Genomic DNA, 17,017 nt, shown 5'->3' with positions numbered 1-17,017 from the left:
AGCGGGAAGGGAGCGGGAAGGGAGGCGAATGGGCCCGAGAGAAAACCGCAGACGGAGCAAAAATTGCCCTGGATCAAGGCACGGAAAATTTATTTGGCATTAACACGATTGCATCCACTATCATTGCGGTTTGCGCTCGGACTCTCGTCGTTTACCGGATCGGCTGATGCTTCCTCCCCGTACGTCGCTGACGATCTTCCTGGTGCTGGCGTTCGCCGCGCTGACCGCCCTGGGACTCTGGATGCTGGAGGGCGTGTTGGCCGCGGAGGAACTGGGCGACACCGCCATGGCCGGGCAAGGTGTCTTCATCCCCTTTCTGAGCGTGTCCCTGGGACTGCTGGCGGCAGTTGTCGGTTGGGCTGTGTGGCCCCTGGTGCGTTCGGTCGGCCGTCCGCCCGACTCGAGCCCCGGACCGTCCGGCTACGTTACGCCTTCCTGTGCTCCGGAGGGCGGGATGCCGGATTTCGGGCAGGTCCGGCTGCCGGTCAGCGAGTACGCGCTCGAAACCTACAAGGCGGCAGTCGACCACGCGCCGGCCGCGATCATGATCACCAACAACCGCGGGCGGATCGAGTATGTGAACGACGCCTTCCTGAACACGTCGGGGTATTCGCGGCGCGAGATCCTCGGCCGCAGTCCCGCGATGTTCAGCGCCGGGCATACGCGGAGCGAGGTCTATAGCGACCTGTGGCAGACGATCCTGTCGGGCCGGGTGTGGCGCGGTGAGGTCCGGAACCGCCGGAAGAGCGGGGAGGAATACTGGGAGAACATGGCCATCTCCCCCCTGCGGGACCGCTTCGGGCGGGTCGCGCACTTCGTTGCCGTGCGGGAGGACGTCACCGAACGCAGGGGACGGGAAGATGACCTGCGCCAGCTGGCGCTGGTGGATTCGCTGACCGGGATCGCGAATCGCCGCTACCTGCTCGAGCGTGCCGAGCAGGAGCGGCAGCGTGCACAGCGATTCGGCCTGGCCCTGACCCTGTTGATGGTGGATATCGATCACTTCAAGGCGATCAACGACAGGCACGGTCATGCCGTGGGCGACCAGGCGATCCGGCGGGTGGCGCAAACCTGCGCCGGGAGCGTGCGCGAGATCGACATCGTCGGGCGCTACGGCGGCGAGGAATTCGTGATCGTCCTGCCGGGCACGCTGCCGGAAGGTGGGCGCGAGCTCGCGGAGCGCCTGCGGCGGAAAATCGCGGCCATCGACATCGCGGGGGCGGACGGCGCGTCGTTCGGCTTGACGGTCAGCATCGGGCTGGCCGGGTTCCAGCCGGGCGACGAGCTCGAACAGGTGCTGGCATCGGCGGACGCGGCGCTGTACCGGGCGAAGAGCCTCGGGCGCAACAAGGTGGTGGCGGTCACCGATTGCCTGCGGCAGGGGCCAGCGGGCGACGTGCAATGAGGGCGCGCGCGCTGCGTTCCGCGTCCGGGGTGGGGGCTGTTCAGTGGAAGTCGCGGCTTGGTGCCGCGAGCGTGCCGAGCATGGCCGAGTGATCGACGACGCGGCTCGCCAGCAGGTGCGTGACATCGCCCTGGCGGCTGATCTGGCCGAACACGCCCAGCAGCCGCGCTCCGAGCAGTTCCCGGCGTTGCCGTTCGATGAGCTCGGGCCGGACGATCACGTTGGCCAGTCCGGTTTCATCCTCGATGGTCATGAAGAGCGTTCCCTTCGCGGTGCCCGGCCGCTGGCGGCAGGTGACGATGCCGGCGGCGCGGGCGAGCTGGCGGTCGGGGCAGGCGGCGATCTCGGCCGCGGTGAGAAAGCGCATCGCGCTGAGCCGTTCGCGCAGCAGCGCGAGCGGGTGGCGGCCCAGCGTGAATCCCAGCCGCGCGTAGTCGGCGAGCAGTTCCTGGGCCTCGCTCGGGGCCGCGATCTCCGCCACGCTCTCCGTCACCGGTGCACCGTGCAGGATGCCTTCCGCAGGTTGTCCGCCGGCGGCCTGCCAGAGCGCCTGACGGCGGTGTCCGGCCAGCCCCGCCAGCGCGCCGGCCGTGGCGAGCAGCCGGAGCTCGCGGGCATCGAGCGCGGCGCGTAGCGCGAGATCGTCCACGCCGGCGAAGGGGCCCGTGCTGCGGGCCGCGGCGATCCGTGCGGCGGCGTCGACGCCGAATCCCTTGACCATGCGCAGTCCCAGGCGTGCCGCGGGCAGGTGCGTGCCGTCCTGGGGTTCGAGCGTGCAGTCCCAGCCGCTCGCGCGTACGTCGGTCCCGCGTATCGTTACGCCGTGCCGGCGGGCATCCTGGATCAGTTGCGAAGGGGAGTAGAAGCCCATCGGCTGGCTGTTGAGCAGCGCGCAGAGGAAGGCGGCGGGCTCGAAGCGCTTGATCCATGCGGAGAAATACACGAGCAGCGCGAAGCTCGCGGCGTGTGATTCGGGAAAGCCGTAGCTGCCGAAGCCTTCGATCTGGTTGCACAGGCGCTCCGCGAACTCGGCCCGGTAGCCGTGATCGGCCAGGCCGGCGAGCAGTTGCGCGCGGTAGCGTTCGAGCTCGCCCTGGCGGCGCCAGGCGCCCATCGCGCGGCGCAGCTGGTCGGCGTCGCCGGGGGTGAAGCCGGCCGCGACCACGGCGAGCTGCATCACCTGTTCCTGGAAGATCGGCACGCCCAGCGTGCGCTCGAGCACACGGCGCACGCCGTCGTCCTGCGGGGCGCCGGGAGTACGGCATTCCGGGCGCGGGTAGTCGATTTCCTCGCCGCGTTCCTTGCGGGCGCGGGCTTCGAGGTAGGGATGGACCATGCCGCCCTGGATCGGGCCGGGGCGCACGATCGCGACTTCGACGACGAGGTCGTAGAAGCGGCGGGGCCTGAGGCGCGGCAGCATGGTCATCTGGGCGCGCGATTCGACCTGGAAGACGCCGACCGAGTCGGCCGCGGAGAGCATGTCGTAGACGGCATCGACTTCGCGCGGGATGTCCGCGAGTGTCATTTCGCGGCCGTGCCAGGCGGCCATCAGCGCGAGGCCGCGGCGCAGGGCCGAGAGCATGCCGAGGGCGAGGACGTCGACCTTGAGCAGGCCGAGGGTGTCGAGATCGTCCTTGTCCCACTGGATGACGGTGCGTTCGGGCATTGCGGCGTTCTCGATCGGCACCAGCTCGTCGAGGCGGCCGCGGGCGATCACGAAACCGCCGACGTGCTGCGAGAGGTGGCGCGGAAAGCCGATCAGTTCCTCGGTAAGGGCGGCGAGGCGCCGTACCGTGGGGCTGTCGGGGTCGAGGCCGGCATCGCGCAGGCGCTCGGGGAGGATGTGGCGGCCGTCGAACCAGAAGTGGTCGCGCGTGAGCCGCTCGATCTGTGCCGGCGGGAGGCCGAGCGCCCGGCCGACATCGCGCAGGGCGCTGCGTGAACGGTAACGGATGACCGTGGCGGCGAGCGCGGCCCGTTCGCGGCCGTACTTGGCGTAGAGATACTGGATGACTTCCTCGCGCCGGTCGTGCTCGAAATCGACGTCGATGTCGGGCGGCTCGTTGCGCTCTTTCGAGATGAAGCGCTCGACCAGCATGATGCCGAGCCCGGGATCGACCTCGGTGATGCCGAGCGCCCAGCACACCACCGAGTTGGCCGCCGAGCCGCGCCCCTGGCACAGGATCCCGCGGCTGCGGGCGAAGCGCACGATGTCGTGCACGGTGAGGAAGTAGGCTTCGAAGCCGAGTTCCGCGATCAGCGTGAGCTCGTGCTCGATCTGCTTGCGTACGCGCGGGGGCGCCTCGCCGTCCGGGCGGTAGCGCCAGCGCAGCCCGTCCTCGACCAGGCGGCGCAGCCAGCTCGACGGGGTTTCGCTGTCCGGGACCAGTTCGGCGGGGTATTCGTAGCGCAGTTCGTCGAGCCGGAAGCGGCAGCGGGCGGCGATGCGCAGAGTCTCTGCGAGCAGCCCGGGCGGGTAGCGGCGGGCGAGGGTGCTGCGTTCGTGCAGGCGGCGCTCGGCGTTCGGCGCGAGCCGGGCACCGGCTTCGGCGACGGTGGCGTGGAGACGGAGCGCGGCGAGCACGTCGGCAAGCGGCCGCCGTGCGGCGTCGTGCATCAGCGCCCCGGTCGCTGCGACGGGAGGCAGGCCGGCTGCGCGGGCGATCGCGAGCAGGCTTGAGAGCCGTCGGGCATCGTCCGGGCCGCAGGCGAGTTCGACGGCGAGCCAGGCCGAGCCAGGAAAGCGTTCTGCGAGCCAGCGGCCGTCCTCGACCACGGCAGCGTGGTCCGGTTCGCCCTCGGGGGGAAGCAGCAGGGCGAGACAACCCGGCAATCCATCCCCGAGATCGGCGCGGGTCAGGCGGTAGTCGCCCTTCCCGGCGGCCCGCCGGCCGATGCTGATGAGGCGGGCGAGCCGGCCGTAGGCGGAGCGGTCGGTCGCGAGCAACACGAGGCGGGGTCCGTCGGCGAGGCGGATTTCGGTGCCGACGACAAGGTGCAGCGACAGCTTCTCGCGCCGGATCTCCTGATGCGCGCGCACGACCCCTGCGAGCGAACACTCGTCGGTGATGGCCAGCGCGGTGTAGCCCAGGCTCGCTGCCCGCGCGACGAGTTCCTCGGGGTGCGAGGCACCGCGCTGGAAGCTGAAATTGCTCAGGCAATGGAGCTCGGCATAGCCGGGTGGGGGAGCGTGGCTGTTGCTGTACATAATCACAGTATAAGACGCGTTTACGGATTTTTTCCCCGCGCGACCGGTTCCTTCTGCCGTCGATGGCCGTTATCGTTGCGTACCCCGGGAGCCGTTCCCGCCGAACAGTCCATTGCGGAGCCGAATCGATGCAGATGTGGGTTGATGCAGACGCCTGTCCGAAGGCGATCAAGGAAATCCTCTACCGCGCGGCCGAGCGCTGCGGCATCGTGTTGACGCTGGTGGCCAACCAGCCGCTGTCCGTGCCGCGGTCGCCCTGGATCAAGACCCTGCAGGTGCCGCCCGGCTTCGATGTCGCGGACAACGAGATCGTTCGGCGCCTCTCGGCGGGCGACCTGGTCGTGACGGCCGACATTCCGCTGGCGGCGGGAGTGATCGCAAAGGGGGCGCACGCGCTCAACCCGCGTGGCGAGCTGTATTCGGCCGAGAACATCCGTGAATTGCTCAGCCTGCGCGATTTCATGGACACCTTGCGCTCGACCGGCGTGCAGACCGGCGGCCCATCGGCCCTGAGCCAGGGGGATCGGCAGGCATTCGCGAACCGTCTGGACCAGTTTCTCGCGCGGCACCACCGGAGCGGTGGATAAGACGCTTATCCCCACGCGCCGTGAGCAGTCTTGTGGACAACTTGTGGGGACGTGCTGCAGATCACTGACGCACAAGGAATTGTTGTGTCTGCACAAAAATGAGGCATTCCTGCAACGTGCCCCTGGGGAAAACCCGTCGCTTATCCCCACCGGGCGTGGGCAGTCCTGTGGACAACTTGTGGGGATGCAGTGCAGGACCCTGACGCAAAAGGGAATGTTGCTCCTGCGCAAAAATGAGGCATCGACACAACGTCGCCTCGCCTCGTCCGGTCGCGGCCGCAGCAGCTAAAATCGACAACTTTGGTTCGTTTTGCGGAATTGCCGATGCCCCACCAGCCCCGTGTGTCCTACACGATTTCCCCCGCGCGTCCGGAGGCGCATATCTTCGACGTGAGCTGCACGGTCGCGGATCCCGATCCGTCCGGGCAGGTGTTTCGCTTGCCCGCGTGGATTCCCGGCAGCTACATGATCCGCGAGTTCGCGCGCAACATCGTGACGCTGAAGGCGGAGTGCGACGGCCGGCCGGTCGGGATCGAAAAGCTGGACAAGCACAGCTGGCGGGCGGCCCCCGTCGCGCGCGGGCGGGCGCTGACGCTGAGCTACGAGGTGTATGCGTGGGATCTATCGGTGCGTGCCGCGCATCTCGACGCGACGCATGGCTTTTTCAACGGCACGAGCGTGTTCCTCGCCGTCGAGGGCAAGACCGGGGAACCCTGTTACGTGGATATCCTGCCGCCGGCCGGCCCGGCGCTGCAGACCTGGAAGGTGGCGACGACGCTGAAGCGGCCTGCGGGTGATCCGCTGGCGGCGCCGGCGATGGGCTTCGGGCTGTATTACGCGGACAACTACGACGAGCTGGTCGACCACCCCGTCGAGATGGGCAGCTTCACCCATGCGCGTTTCGAGGCGGCGGGCGTGCCGCACGAAATCGTGCTGACGGGGCGCCACGACTGCGACCTCGAACGGCTGTGCACGGATCTGGCAAGCGTGTGCACGTGGCAGATCGAGCTGTTCGGCACGCCCGCGCCGGTCGATCGCTACCTGTTCCTGACGATGGTCGTCGGCGATGGCTACGGCGGGCTGGAGCACCGTTCGTCGACCGCGCTGCTGACGAGCCGCGGCGACCTGCCCTACGCCGGCATGGGCGAGCAGACCGAGGGCTACCGGACTTTCCTCGGCCTGTGCAGCCACGAATACTTCCACACCTGGAACGTCAAGCGCATCAAGCCGGCGGCGTTCACGCCCTATGACCTCGCGAGCGAGAACTACACGCGGCTGCTGTGGGCGTTCGAGGGCTTCACGTCCTATTACGACGATCTCGCGCTCGTGCGTTCGGGCGTGATCGCCGTCGAGGATTACCTCGCCCTGCTGGGCAAGACGATGTCCAACGTGCTGCGCAGCGGCGGGCGCCTGAAGCAGAGCGTCGCGGAATCGTCCTTCGACGCGTGGATCAAGTATTACCGGCAGGACGAGAATGCGCCGAACGCGATCGTCAGCTATTACGCGAAGGGCGCGCTCATCGCGTTGGCGCTCGACCTGCAGCTGCGCGCGGCGAGTGCCGGGCGCAAGAGCCTGGACGACGTGATGCGGCTCCTGTGGCAGCGGCATGGCCAGACGGGGGAAGGGGTGGCGGAAGACGGCCTGTTCGCGCTGGTCGGCGAAGTCGCCGAAGCCGGCCTGAAGGGCGCGGGCCGGCGCCTGTCGCGCTGGCTGAAGGACGCGGTCGAGGGCACGGAGGATCTGCCGCTGGACGAGTTCCTCAGGCCGTTCGGGATCGAATACCGCGCCGAGGCGGCGGCCAAGGGGGCGTCGCTGGGCGTGAAGCTGGCCGCCGGAAACGGCGAGGCGAAGCTGGCGAACGTGTTCGACGGCGGCGCGGCGCAGCGGTGCGGGCTTTCGGCCGGGGACGTGCTCGTCGCGCTCGACGGCCTCAAGGTGACGGCCGCGTCGCTCGACGGGCAGCTCGCCCGCCGCAAACCGGGCGAGCAGGTCACGATCCATGCCTTCCGCCGCGACGAGCTGATGCAATTCACCGCCGAGCTGGCGGCTCCGCCTGCCGACACCGTGAAGCTCGCGAGCGGCAAACGGGTGTCCGCGCCGATGCGGGCCTTGCGCAAGGGGTGGCTGGGCGCCTGAAGGCCGGGATCGGGCGGGTCAGGGCGCGGCAGGCAAGTCCTGCCGGCGCATCACCGCGCGCAGCAGCCAGCCGAACAGCACGGCAGCGACCACGGTGGACATCACGCCAGCTTCCCAGAAGCCCGCGACATGCGGGCCCGCCGTCCGCCACGGCGCGTGGAAGCTCGCCCAGTAGCCGCCGGCGAGGCCGACGCCCCAGAAGCACACGGCGTGCATCAGCATCGGCACGAACGTCACCTTGTAGCCGCGCAGGGCGTGCGCGGCGACCGTCTGCACCGAGTCGAACAGCTGGTAGATGCAGATGTAGAGCAGCAGCGCGAGGCCGACCGCACGGACCGCTTCGTCTTCCGAGAACAGCGCGATGACCGGTTTGCGCGCGAGCCACATGGCGAGGCCGATGAGCGATGCGAGGCCGCCCGTGACGATCATGCCGACGCGGACCGTCATGCGCGCGCGTGCCCAGTCGCGCGCGCCGGCAGCCTGGCCGACGAGCACGAGCACGGCGATCGACATCGCCAGCGGCAGCATGTAGATCAGCGCGGCGAGGTTCGCGACGACGCGGTGGCCGGCCACGGCCTCGGCGCCCAGTCGTGCCGCGAACAGCGCGATCAGGGTGAAGGACGACACCTCGATGAAGGTCGACAGGCCCATTGGCACGCCCAGCCGCAGGAGCGAGAGGATCTCCGCGGGTTGCGGCCCGCGCCAGTGCGCGAACAGGTGATAGGGCCGGTAGCCGGGATTGCGCGCGAGGTGGACGGTGCCGCAGGCGAAAGCCAGCCAGTTCACGATGGCCGTCGAAATGCCGCAGCCGAGCACGCCCAGCGGCGGCAGCCACAGGTGGCCATGCACCAGCGCCCAGGCGAGCGGGACATGCGTTGCCGTGACGACGAAGCTGATCGCCATCAGCACGCGCGGCTTGCCGACGGCGTTGTTGAACGCGTAGAAGGTGCGGTACAGCAGCACGGCGGGCAGGCCGGCAGCGGTCGCGAGGAGGTATTCGCGGGTCTTGGCGTCGACGTCGGGCGGAACGCTGCTCAGTTCGAGGAGGAAGCCGGGGAAGACCATCAGCACGATGCCCGGGACGGCCAGCATCAGGGCCAGCCAGAACCCCTGCTGCAACGTCGGCCCGATCCGCTCCGTGCGGCCGGCGCCGAAATGGTGCGCGACGGTCGGGGCGACGGCCTGCAGCACGCCCACGACGAGCATCACGATGGAGATGTAGACGCCGCTGCCGACCGCGACTGCCGCGAGGTCCACCGTGCCGTAGCGCCCGACGATGATGGTGTCGGCGATCAGCATGCTCATCGACAGGATCTGCGCAACGAGTATCGGCCATGCGTGGTGCAGCAGTTGGCGGACGATGGTGGATGGCGAGGCGGACGACGAGGAGGACGGCGAGATGGACGACGAGGGGGAGGCGCTCAAGCGAAAGGGGCCTTTGGGCTGCGGGTGAGGTCGGGGCCGGACACGACGTCCGGGCGCGGAAACTGCGGAGTCTAGCCAAAATAGCCATGCACGTACCAGCCGCCCGGCGGGTCCTGCAGCTCGAACACCCACCACAGCGCGGCATCGGGTGCGCGGGCGACGTAGTAGTCGCGGCGCACGTCGGTGCCGTCCCACCATCCGGACTCGATGCGCTCCGGGCCGTTCAGCAGCGTCAGCGCGCGGATCGAGTCGAGCGCGCGCGGTTCGCGCATCAGCCACAGGGGGCGCGGTCCGGCGGCTGGCGGGACATCGCGGGGGACGAGGCGGCCGGGTTCTGCCAGTCGCCAGGCGCGTTCCGGGCGGTGTTCGGAAACGGGGTGCACGGTGCGCACCGCGTCGCGTCCCAGCCTGGCGCGCAGGCGGTCGAGCAGCAGCGCGGCCGAGTCGCGCGCGCTGTCCGGATCGCCGAACAGGTCCGGCGTGCGGCCGGGCGTGCTGACCGGGTTGTCGGCCGACAGGCGCAAGGCCTCCACCGGGGCCGGCAGCGCCAGCGCGGCCAGATGTTCGCGGGCGAGCATCAGCAGCCGCCCGTCGTCGCGTCCGGGCGTTCCGGTGACGATCTCGAGCACGGTGTCGGGGCGGTCCTCGTGTTCCAGGCACAGGCAGCAGCGGTCGAGTGCGGCGTGGCGGGCGGCGAGCCAGGCGGACAGCCCGGAGAACAGCCGTCCGGCGGCGAACAGCAGCGGCTCGGTGTGCAGGATGCTCGCCGGCAGGGCGAGGCGCGCTTCGAAGCGTTCCGGCGGGATGAACCAGCGGCGCGGGTCGGGACGCTCGCCCCGTGCGCGCGCCAGCGTGTCGAGCACGACGCCGGCCTGGCGCCGCGCCAGTCCGTCGCGCGGCAGGCGGGCGACATCGCCGATACGGCGGGCTCCGATGCCGTACAGCAGGTCGAGCGTGGCGCGCGCCACCTCGGCGCCGTCGCCGAGGAGTTCCACGGGAAATTCGTCGAGCTGGCACCGCCACCCGGCAGTGCCCCGGATCTGCCGGCCCGGGTGCGTGCGGGCGAGCCAGCGGGCGGCAAGCGGGGTCGGGGCGGCGGCGATCGCGGCGTTCAGGCCGAGCGGCACGAGTCCGGCCCGGATGCGCCGCACCAGCCCCGTGACGCCGCCGAAGAGGCGCAGGCTGGCGCTCGTTTCCAGCACCAGCGTGTCGGGCGGGTCGATGCTGACGCAGGGGGTGAATTGCGCGGCCCAGGCGGCGAACTCCTCCAGTGTCGCCGCTTCGAGTGCGGGATCGCGTTCGCGCAAGTGCAGCGACGGGGCGACGGCGAGCGCGCCGGCAACCCCCTGGCCGGCCTCCACGCCGCGCGCGAGTGCCGTGGGCGTGGCCGCGACCACGCGCGCGCCGGGCGCATGCTCGACGACCGCGAGTTCGCCCGGCTCATCCACGCCGCGCGTGAATACCTGCAGCGGCAGGTCGGACAGGATCAGGGCGAACCAGAGCATCGTTGAAGACCGGGGCCCGGCGCGGACCGGGACGTTGCGGAAGCGGCAGGCGCAGCGGTGCGGCGAGGCCGGGGCCGCGTCGCTTGAGGATATCGAGCACGAGTCCGTCGTCGCGCGCGGAGAGCCGCAGGCGCAGGCTCGCGGGGGACGGCTGGCGTGCGGCGGACGCGGGGCGGAACAGGAACAGCGGCGTCGCAGAGGATTCGGCCGCGAGCTGCAGGCGCCGCAAGGCGGCGGTGTCCGCGCGCGCGAGCCAGGCGAGCACGGCGCTGCTGCCGCCCGAGATCAGCGCCTGGCGGGTTGCCCACAGGGTTTCGGCGTGACTGGCCGCTTCGAGCAGCAGCAGGCGTTCCAGCGGCACGCCTGCCGCGGCGAGGGCCGGGGCATAGGGAAGATGGGGCGGGGTGATCCAGACGATCCAGCGTTCGGCCGGCAGCGTGCGCAGGACGGGCAGCAGCAGCCCGATCTCGCCGATGCCGGGGCTGTCGGACAGCAGCTCGATCAGCGCGTTACGCGGCCAGCCGCCTCCCGGCAGCTGGGCGTCGAGCGCCGCAAAACCGGTTGCGATGCCTGCTTCGGCTGGCTGTGCAAGCCGATCGGCCTGCCAGACGAGGCCAGGCGGCAGGGCAGCGAGGGTGGCTTGGGCGAGGGCGGACATCGGGAGGAAGGCGGAACCGGGAGGGCACGGGGACGGGCTTCACAGCGAACCGTTGCGCACCAGGCCGACGGCGATCCCCTCGATCGTCAGGGGGGTGTTGCGGGTGTCGACGACGATGGGCTCGAAGTCGGGGTTGGCCGGCAGCAGGCTGACGATGGGGCCTTTGCGGGAGAAAGTCTTCACGGTGACCTCGTCTTCCACCCGGGCGACCACGATCTGGCCGGAGCGCGCCTCGGGGCTGCGGTGCACGGCGAGCAGGTCGCCGTCGAGGATGCCTGCGTCGCGCATGCTCAGGCCGCGCACGCGCAGAAGGTAGTCGGCGCGCGGCGAGAACAGCGCCGGATCGATCTGGTGGCGCGCTTCGATGTGTTCGACCGCAAGGATCGGACTGCCGGCGGCGACCCGCCCGATCAGCGGCAGGCCCAGCGCCTCGGCGAGGCGGATGCCGCGCGCCCGGCCTTCCTCGAGCAGGATCGCACCCTTGGCGGCGAGCGCGCGCAGGTGGCTTTCGGCCGCGTTCGGCGAGCGGAAGCCGAACGCGCTGCACACTTCGGCCCGCGTGGGCGGACGCCCCTCGGATTCGACCGTCTGGCGGATGAATTCGAGGATTTCGCCTTGTCGGGCGGTCAGGTTATGGTCGCTGCTGCTCATGGGGATATCCGGGCTGCAAATTTGAAAAGGAGCATCCTGTCGGTTCGGTCGGGGGTGCGAGTACTGAATATTTATATAATAGCGCCACTTGCCGGCATGGACCAGCCCGAGCCGGGAACGAAATTTCCGGAATCGTTTCGGGCGCCACATCTGCCCGAATCGGCGCCCTGCCGGGAGCGGGCCGCCCGTGCGGGTCCGGGTGGCCGGACTCGCGCCTCAGGCCTTGACCGAAGGCTCCTGCAGCGGCAGCCGCACCGCGAGGATCCCGGGTTCCTCGGAACCCTTGATGGTGAAGCCGAAGTGTCTGAGCAGCTTGAGCATCGGCTCGTTCTCCGCCATGACTTCGCCCGCCAGCACCTGCAGGCCGCGTTCCCGCGCGTAGCGGATGACCTTCTTCAGCAGGGTCGAGCCAATCCCCAGCCCCTTCATGTCGGAGCGCACGAGGATCGAGAATTCGGCCGTGTGGTTGTCGGGATCGGCGACGGCGCGCACCACGCCCAGTGTCTCCGGGCGGCCGGAGCTGTCCTTGCCGCTCGCGATGAAGGCCATCTCGCGGTCGTAGTCGATCTGCGTCAGGCGCGCCATCTCGGAGCGCGGCAGCGTGCCGATGTAATGGAAGAAGCGGAAGAGGATGTCCTCGGGCGTGACGCGGGACAGGAATTCGTAATGCGTCGCTTCGTCCTCGGGCCGGATGGGGCGCAGCACGGCACTGCGGCCGTCGCGCAACCTGGCCGTTTCGGCGAGCGCTTCGGGATAGGGGCGGATCGACAGGCGCTGGGGATTCGGCGGCGCGGCGGAAACCTGGATGTGCGCGTCGACGGCGAGGACTCCCTGGTCGTCGACGAACATCGGGTTGATGGCGAGTTCCTCGATTTCCGGCAGGTCCACGACCAGCTGCGAGATACGCGTCAGCATCAGCGCCACGGCTTCGCGATCGGCCGCCGGGTGGTTGTGGTACGCGTTCAGGAGGCCCGCGGCGCGGCTGCGGTTGATGAGGTCGTGCGCGAGCGGCAGGTTGAGGGGCGGTAGGCCGATCGCGAGGTTGCGGTACACCTCCAGTCCGCGGCCGCCTTCGCCGAACACGATCATGGGCCCGAACAGCGGGTCCGTGACGACTCCGACGATCAGCTGCCGCGCATGCGCCCGCGTTTCCATGGCTTGCACGGCGAACCCGGAAATCGCGATCTCGGGGCGCAGCGTGGCGACGCGCGCGAGCATGGCCTTGGCGGCCGATTCGGCGGCTTCGGGCGTTTCGAGGTCCAGGGCCACGCCGCCGACTTCCCACTTGCGGCGGATGTCGCGCGACATGACGGTGACCGAGACGGGCGTTCCGAGCTCCGTCGCGATCGCGGACACGTCCTGCGGCGTTGCCGCGAGGTGGGTCGGGACGATGGGGATCTCGTACGCGGCGAGGATGTGCTTCGCCTCGGGTTCGGTCAGGTGGGTGCGGCCTTCCGCCAGCGCCCGGCGCACCACGGCGCGCGCGCCGTCCACGTCGGGCCGGAAGTTGACCGAAGTGGACGGGGGCGCTTGCATCAGCACTTCGCGTGTGTGCCGATGGTTGACCATGTGCAGGAAGGCACGCGTGGCGTTTTCCGGCGTGTCGAAGGTGGCGATGCCGGCATCGACGAAGAGCTTGCGCTCGGCCGCCGCGGTCTCGTCGCCGATCCAGCAGGTGAGCAGGTTGCCGCCGACGCTGCGGATCGTCCTGATCACCGTTTCGGCGATCTCCACACTCGGCGTGAGCGCGTTCGGCGTGTGGATCAGCAGGATCGCGTCGCCGTCCTGTTCTTCGCACAGGATCTTCAACACGTCCTCGTAGCGCTTGGGCGGCGCGTCGACGCGGATCGCGATCGGGTTGCGGCCATTCCATTCCGGCGGCAGCAGGCGGCGCAGGCGGGTGAGCGTGTTCGGATGGAGGTCCGGCAGCGCGTAGCCGCCGAGGTGCAGGCTGTCTTCCGCCATGATGCCGGCGCCGCCGCCGTTGCTGATGACGACGAGGCGGTCGCCGTGGATCGGCCGCGAGCGCACGACGGTCTCGACGGCGCCGAACAGTTCGTTGAGGTGGTCGACGCGCAGGATGCCGGCGCGGCGCAGCACGGCATCGGCCACGTCGTCGCTGCCGATGAGGCCCGGGCTGTCGAGGAACAGGGGGTCGCCGACGTCGTGCCCGACGCGCTGGGCGCGTCCGGCCTTGATCGCGACGACCGGTTTGTTGCGCGCCGCGGCGCGTGCGGCAGCCATGAAGCTGCGGCGCTCGCGGATGGATTCGATGTACATCAGGATCGCGCGCGTGCCGGGGTCGCTGCCGAGGAAGTCGAGGACTTCGCCGAAGCCGATGTCGAGCGCGTCGCCGAGCGACACGAAATGCGAGAAGCCGACCTTCTTCGGCAATGCCCAGTCGAGCACCATCGTGCCCACCGCGTCCGACTGCGACACGAAGCCGATGTTGCCCGACAGCCCGCCGACCTGGGAGAAGGTCGCGTTGAGGCCGGCCTGGGGCACCATGACGCCGAGCGTGCTGCCGCCGAGAATGCGGATGTCGTGGCGGCGGGCGATCTCGAGGAGCGTGACGTCGAGCGGCCGGCCGTCGGTTCCCAGGGTGGTCGCGAGCTGGCTCGCCATGATGATGGCGGCGCGCGTGCCGCGCTTGCCGAGCTGCTCGAGGATGCCGGGGATCGCGGACGGGGGGGTGCAGATGATTGCGAGATCCGGCGTGCGCGGCAGGGCGTCCACGTTCGGGTAGGCCAGCACGCCTGCGACCGCGTCGCGCTTGGGGTTGACCGGCATGATCACGCCGCCGAAGCCCCCCGCGAGGAGGTTCCGCATCACGACGCTGCCGATGCGGCGCGGGCGGGCACTCGCGCCGATGACGGCGATGGATTGCGGATTGAACAGGCTCTGCAGGTATCGGAAGCTCATGATGGGGGACGGGAGTCGGTTTTCAGGGAAGGCGTCAGCGTACGCGCTGCCACAGCATGGCGTGCGTGACGATGTACTGGTACTTGCGTGCATGCTCGCGGATCACGAGCGGAAGTTCGGTTTCGCGGCGCAATTCGAAGCCGTCCGCGGTCAGCAGCGATTTCAGCGCGTCGCCGCTGCGCACCGGGCGCTCGCTGTCCAGGTAGCCGCCCAACCAGGCGCCGCGGGGGGTGAACTGCTCCATCCAGGTGTAGGGCGAGAGGATCGCGACGACCCCGCCGACGCGCACCAGCCCGCAGGGCCCGCCGAGCCGTCCGAGCAGCGACTTCGGGCTGGGGAGGCGGCACAGCAGGTTTGCGAGCAGGATGGCGTCGTAATCCATGAGCTCCGCCGGCAGCGAGCAGGCATCGGCCTGGCGGAAGCTGACCCGGGTGCGATCGATCGCAGGGTCGACGTGCGCCCGCAGCGGGTGGCCGAGGTCGCCTTCGTCGCGGCAAGCGTAGTCCAGCGCGCCGTCGCGCTGCAGGGCCGTGGCGGCGTCGATGAAGGCGCGGCTCAGGTCGACGCCCAGCACCTCGCCATACGTGCGCGCGAGTTCGAAGCAGGCGCCGCCCACCGCACATCCGACGTCGAGTGCCCGGCCGGTCGTCACGCCGAGCTCGCGCGCGCCGTCGATCAGCCAGCGCGCGGAACGCTGCGGGAACTGGCATGCGTCGCGCGGCCCGGACGCCCAGGGCATCTGCTCCTCGGCGCTGCCGTAGTGCAGCAGCAGGTACTCGTTGGTGACCTCGGCGCTTTCGTACACCTTGCCGCGCGCGCCGGTGGCGTCGAGCGTCACGGCGCCGCCGTCGTGCGCCGCCTGCACGACCCGGAAGCCGGCGTGCTGGAAGAAGTGCGGGCGGAAATGGAAGCGCGACCACACGCTCGCCTCGTCGCCGGTCGAGACCCACGATCCGCCGAGGATCATCTGGTGCTCGCCGTCGTAGCACGGGCTGCTGAAGTCGTCGTAATACGGATGCACCTGCGCGCCCGGCAGCGGGTTGAACTGGTCGCCCAGCCACTGCCAGACGTTGCCGAAGACGTCGTGGAAACCGTGCGCCGTCGGCTGTCCGTTGGCGACGGGCGTCGAGGAGCCGCAGCCGAGGTTGAGGTTGAGGCCGCGTTCGCGCAGCAGGGTCGCGCCGTCGGCGGCCATGACGGGATCGTCCGCAGCGGCGCCGACGGGGTCGCGCAGTGCGTTGTGTTCGGCCTCGCTCGGCAGGCGGCAGGGTACCCCGTCGCGCGCGCTCAGCCACGCGCAGTAGGCGCTGGCCTCGTGCCAGTTCACCTCCGCCGGCCAGTCCCAGGGCATGTCGATGACTTCGAACAGCGTGCGCAGGCGGAACTGGTGCGACCCCGCGGGGCCGTCGGGCACCCAGAAGGTCGGCCACTTGAGGTTGCGATAGGTGCGCCACGCCCAGCCCGTGTCCGACCACCAGCGCTGCTCGCGATAGCCCCCGGCCGCGACGAACTCCCAGAACTGGCCGTTCGTGACCAGGCAGCGGCCCGCGCGGAACGGCTGGGTGTCGACGCGGCGGCTGCCGTATTCATTGTCCCAGCCGTAGGAAGGCCAGTCGGCCGGTTTGCCGAGGCGCAGGCTCGCGGCGCCGACCGGCAGCAGTTCCAGTTCCGGGTAGTCGCGCCCGGCGACCGGCGGGAATGCCGAGGGCCGCGTCGCCGACGGATGCAGCGGCGCCCAGCCCGCGGGCCTGCGCACGAGTCGCAGCGGCAGCTCGTGGATCAAGACGGACGAGGTCTCGAGGTGGATGCGTTCGTGCTCGAAACCCATGAACAGCGCCCACAGCGGGTCCTGCTGCGTGATCGGCGGATGGCCGTCGGCCAAGCCGGGATGTTCGTCGATGACCCGGCAGACCAGCGCATACACCGCCTTGCGATAGTCCTGCGCCTCATCGAAGGCGGGCCAGCGCATCGCGTTCTTGGACATGTCGTCCCAGCGCATCTCGTCGACGCCGGTCTCGAAGATGCGCTCGAAGTACGGGTTGAGCGGCTCGGCGATCAGTCCCGCGACGCGCAGCTTGTTCACGTACAGCGCCGGCGGATGGCAGTAGTAGAACACCATCGGATGGCGCAGGTGATGGTAGGGCGGGCGGTAGAACGCCTCCTCGCCGACAAGCGCGGAGAAGAGCAGTTCGGTGAGCGTCCAGCCATTGTCGAAATACGCGCGCACCTCGGCACGGGTGCAGCTTGCGAGGTTCGGCAAGGGCAGCGACGTCAGCATGCCGTCCGCAGTCCAGCCGGGGCAGCGCTCGGGCGGCAGCGCCGTCCACCAGTCCGGACCCCGCGGCACCCGCAGGCGCTCGCCGAATCGACCGTCGAGGTTCTGTCGCCAGCTCTCTTCCATCACGTCGCCAGTCATCGCGGATCTTCCTCGCTACGCATTCGCCATCGTGTGGAGGCGCGGGAGGCCTCATCGGACGAGGATAACCCCGGACGCGGCTGCGCGCCAACGCCCTCGCGCAC

At 69.9% G+C, this 17,017-nt stretch carries 11 protein-coding genes; 4 read left to right on the top strand and 7 right to left on the bottom strand.

Annotated features, from left to right (window positions below):
- Window positions 1-166 precede the first annotated feature (166 nt).
- Window positions 167-1,405 (top strand): sensor domain-containing diguanylate cyclase, encoded by a 1,239-nt coding sequence (locus tag GPA22_RS10085; RefSeq protein ID WP_169255936.1) that lies wholly within the window; start codon window positions 167-169, stop codon window positions 1,403-1,405.
- Between the two features lie 40 nt (window positions 1,406-1,445).
- On the opposite strand, the gene GPA22_RS10080 is transcribed toward GPA22_RS10085, so the two are convergent.
- On the bottom strand, window positions 1,446-4,613 hold the full coding sequence (locus tag GPA22_RS10080; protein ID WP_169255945.1) for an error-prone DNA polymerase: 3,168 nt from the start codon (window positions 4,611-4,613) through the stop codon (window positions 1,446-1,448).
- Between the two features lie 128 nt (window positions 4,614-4,741).
- On the opposite strand from GPA22_RS10080, the gene GPA22_RS10075 reads away from it, so the two are divergent.
- Together GPA22_RS10075 and GPA22_RS10070 are read left to right on the top strand one after the other, a co-directional pair.
- On the top strand, window positions 4,742-5,200 hold the full coding sequence (locus GPA22_RS10075; protein ID WP_169255935.1) for a YaiI/YqxD family protein: 459 nt from the start codon (window positions 4,742-4,744) through the stop codon (window positions 5,198-5,200).
- Window positions 5,201-5,524: 324 nt separating this feature from the next.
- Window positions 5,525-7,336, top strand: a complete 1,812-nt coding sequence (locus GPA22_RS10070) for a M61 family metallopeptidase (protein ID WP_169255934.1) — start codon at window positions 5,525-5,527, stop codon at window positions 7,334-7,336.
- Window positions 7,337-7,354: 18 nt separating this feature from the next.
- Here GPA22_RS10070 and GPA22_RS10065 read toward each other — a convergent pair whose 3' ends face one another.
- Window positions 7,355-8,641 (bottom strand): MATE family efflux transporter, encoded by a 1,287-nt coding sequence (locus tag GPA22_RS10065; RefSeq protein WP_246264231.1) that lies wholly within the window; start codon window positions 8,639-8,641, stop codon window positions 7,355-7,357.
- Between GPA22_RS10065 and GPA22_RS22755 the strand changes: the two genes are divergently transcribed.
- Complete coding sequence (locus GPA22_RS22755; RefSeq protein ID WP_246264229.1) at window positions 8,634-8,789, top strand: hypothetical protein; 156 nt, start codon at window positions 8,634-8,636, stop codon at window positions 8,787-8,789. The two genes, GPA22_RS10065 and GPA22_RS22755, sit on opposite strands and share 8 nt — an antisense overlap.
- 43 nt (window positions 8,790-8,832) lie before the next feature.
- On the opposite strand, the gene GPA22_RS10060 is transcribed toward GPA22_RS22755, so the two are convergent.
- The 5 genes from GPA22_RS10060 to ovoA all read right to left on the bottom strand — a co-directional run bounded on the left by GPA22_RS10060 (window position 8,833) and on the right by ovoA (window position 16,913).
- Window positions 8,833-10,266 (bottom strand): Y-family DNA polymerase, encoded by a 1,434-nt coding sequence (locus GPA22_RS10060; RefSeq protein ID WP_169255932.1) that lies wholly within the window; start codon window positions 10,264-10,266, stop codon window positions 8,833-8,835.
- Entirely contained in the window at window positions 10,202-10,924 is a 723-nt protein-coding gene (gene imuA, locus GPA22_RS10055; protein ID WP_169255931.1) for a translesion DNA synthesis-associated protein ImuA, read from the bottom strand. The genes GPA22_RS10060 and imuA overlap by 65 nt, the downstream gene beginning before the upstream one ends.
- A gap of 39 nt (window positions 10,925-10,963) precedes the next feature.
- Window positions 10,964-11,575 (bottom strand): transcriptional repressor LexA, encoded by a 612-nt coding sequence (lexA, locus tag GPA22_RS10050; protein ID WP_169255930.1) that lies wholly within the window; start codon window positions 11,573-11,575, stop codon window positions 10,964-10,966.
- A 216-nt stretch (window positions 11,576-11,791) separates the two neighbouring features.
- A complete protein-coding gene (locus GPA22_RS10045) occupies window positions 11,792-14,497 on the bottom strand; it encodes a bifunctional acetate--CoA ligase family protein/GNAT family N-acetyltransferase (RefSeq protein WP_169255929.1) in 2,706 nt (901 codons plus the stop codon).
- A 34-nt stretch (window positions 14,498-14,531) separates the two neighbouring features.
- Entirely contained in the window at window positions 14,532-16,913 is a 2,382-nt protein-coding gene (gene ovoA, locus GPA22_RS10040) for a 5-histidylcysteine sulfoxide synthase (protein ID WP_169255928.1), read from the bottom strand.
- Between the last annotated feature and the right edge of the window lie 104 nt (window positions 16,914-17,017).

The sequence above is a fragment of the Aromatoleum toluvorans genome (assembly GCF_012910905.1).
GTDB lineage: Bacteria > Pseudomonadota > Gammaproteobacteria > Burkholderiales > Rhodocyclaceae > Aromatoleum > Aromatoleum toluvorans.
Note: the sequence above shows the minus strand (reverse complement) of the source record. Positions and strands in the feature narration are given on the sequence as shown.

Coding starts and splice junctions, on each gene's coding strand:
- GPA22_RS10085 (WP_169255936.1), top strand. CDS start 167: ATGCTTCCTCCCCGTACGTCGCTGACGATCTTCCTGGTGCTGGCGTTC.
- GPA22_RS10080 (WP_169255945.1), bottom strand. CDS start 4,613: ATGTACAGCAACAGCCACGCTCCCCCACCCGGCTATGCCGAGCTCCAT.
- GPA22_RS10075 (WP_169255935.1), top strand. CDS start 4,742: ATGCAGATGTGGGTTGATGCAGACGCCTGTCCGAAGGCGATCAAGGAA.
- GPA22_RS10070 (WP_169255934.1), top strand. CDS start 5,525: ATGCCCCACCAGCCCCGTGTGTCCTACACGATTTCCCCCGCGCGTCCG.
- GPA22_RS22755 (WP_246264229.1), top strand. CDS start 8,634: ATGCTCATCGACAGGATCTGCGCAACGAGTATCGGCCATGCGTGGTGC.
- GPA22_RS10065 (WP_246264231.1), bottom strand. CDS start 8,641: ATGAGCATGCTGATCGCCGACACCATCATCGTCGGGCGCTACGGCACG.
- GPA22_RS10060 (WP_169255932.1), bottom strand. CDS start 10,266: ATGCTCTGGTTCGCCCTGATCCTGTCCGACCTGCCGCTGCAGGTATTC.
- imuA (WP_169255931.1), bottom strand. CDS start 10,924: ATGTCCGCCCTCGCCCAAGCCACCCTCGCTGCCCTGCCGCCTGGCCTC.
- lexA (WP_169255930.1), bottom strand. CDS start 11,575: ATGAGCAGCAGCGACCATAACCTGACCGCCCGACAAGGCGAAATCCTC.
- GPA22_RS10045 (WP_169255929.1), bottom strand. CDS start 14,497: ATGAGCTTCCGATACCTGCAGAGCCTGTTCAATCCGCAATCCATCGCC.
- ovoA (WP_169255928.1), bottom strand. CDS start 16,913: ATGACTGGCGACGTGATGGAAGAGAGCTGGCGACAGAACCTCGACGGT.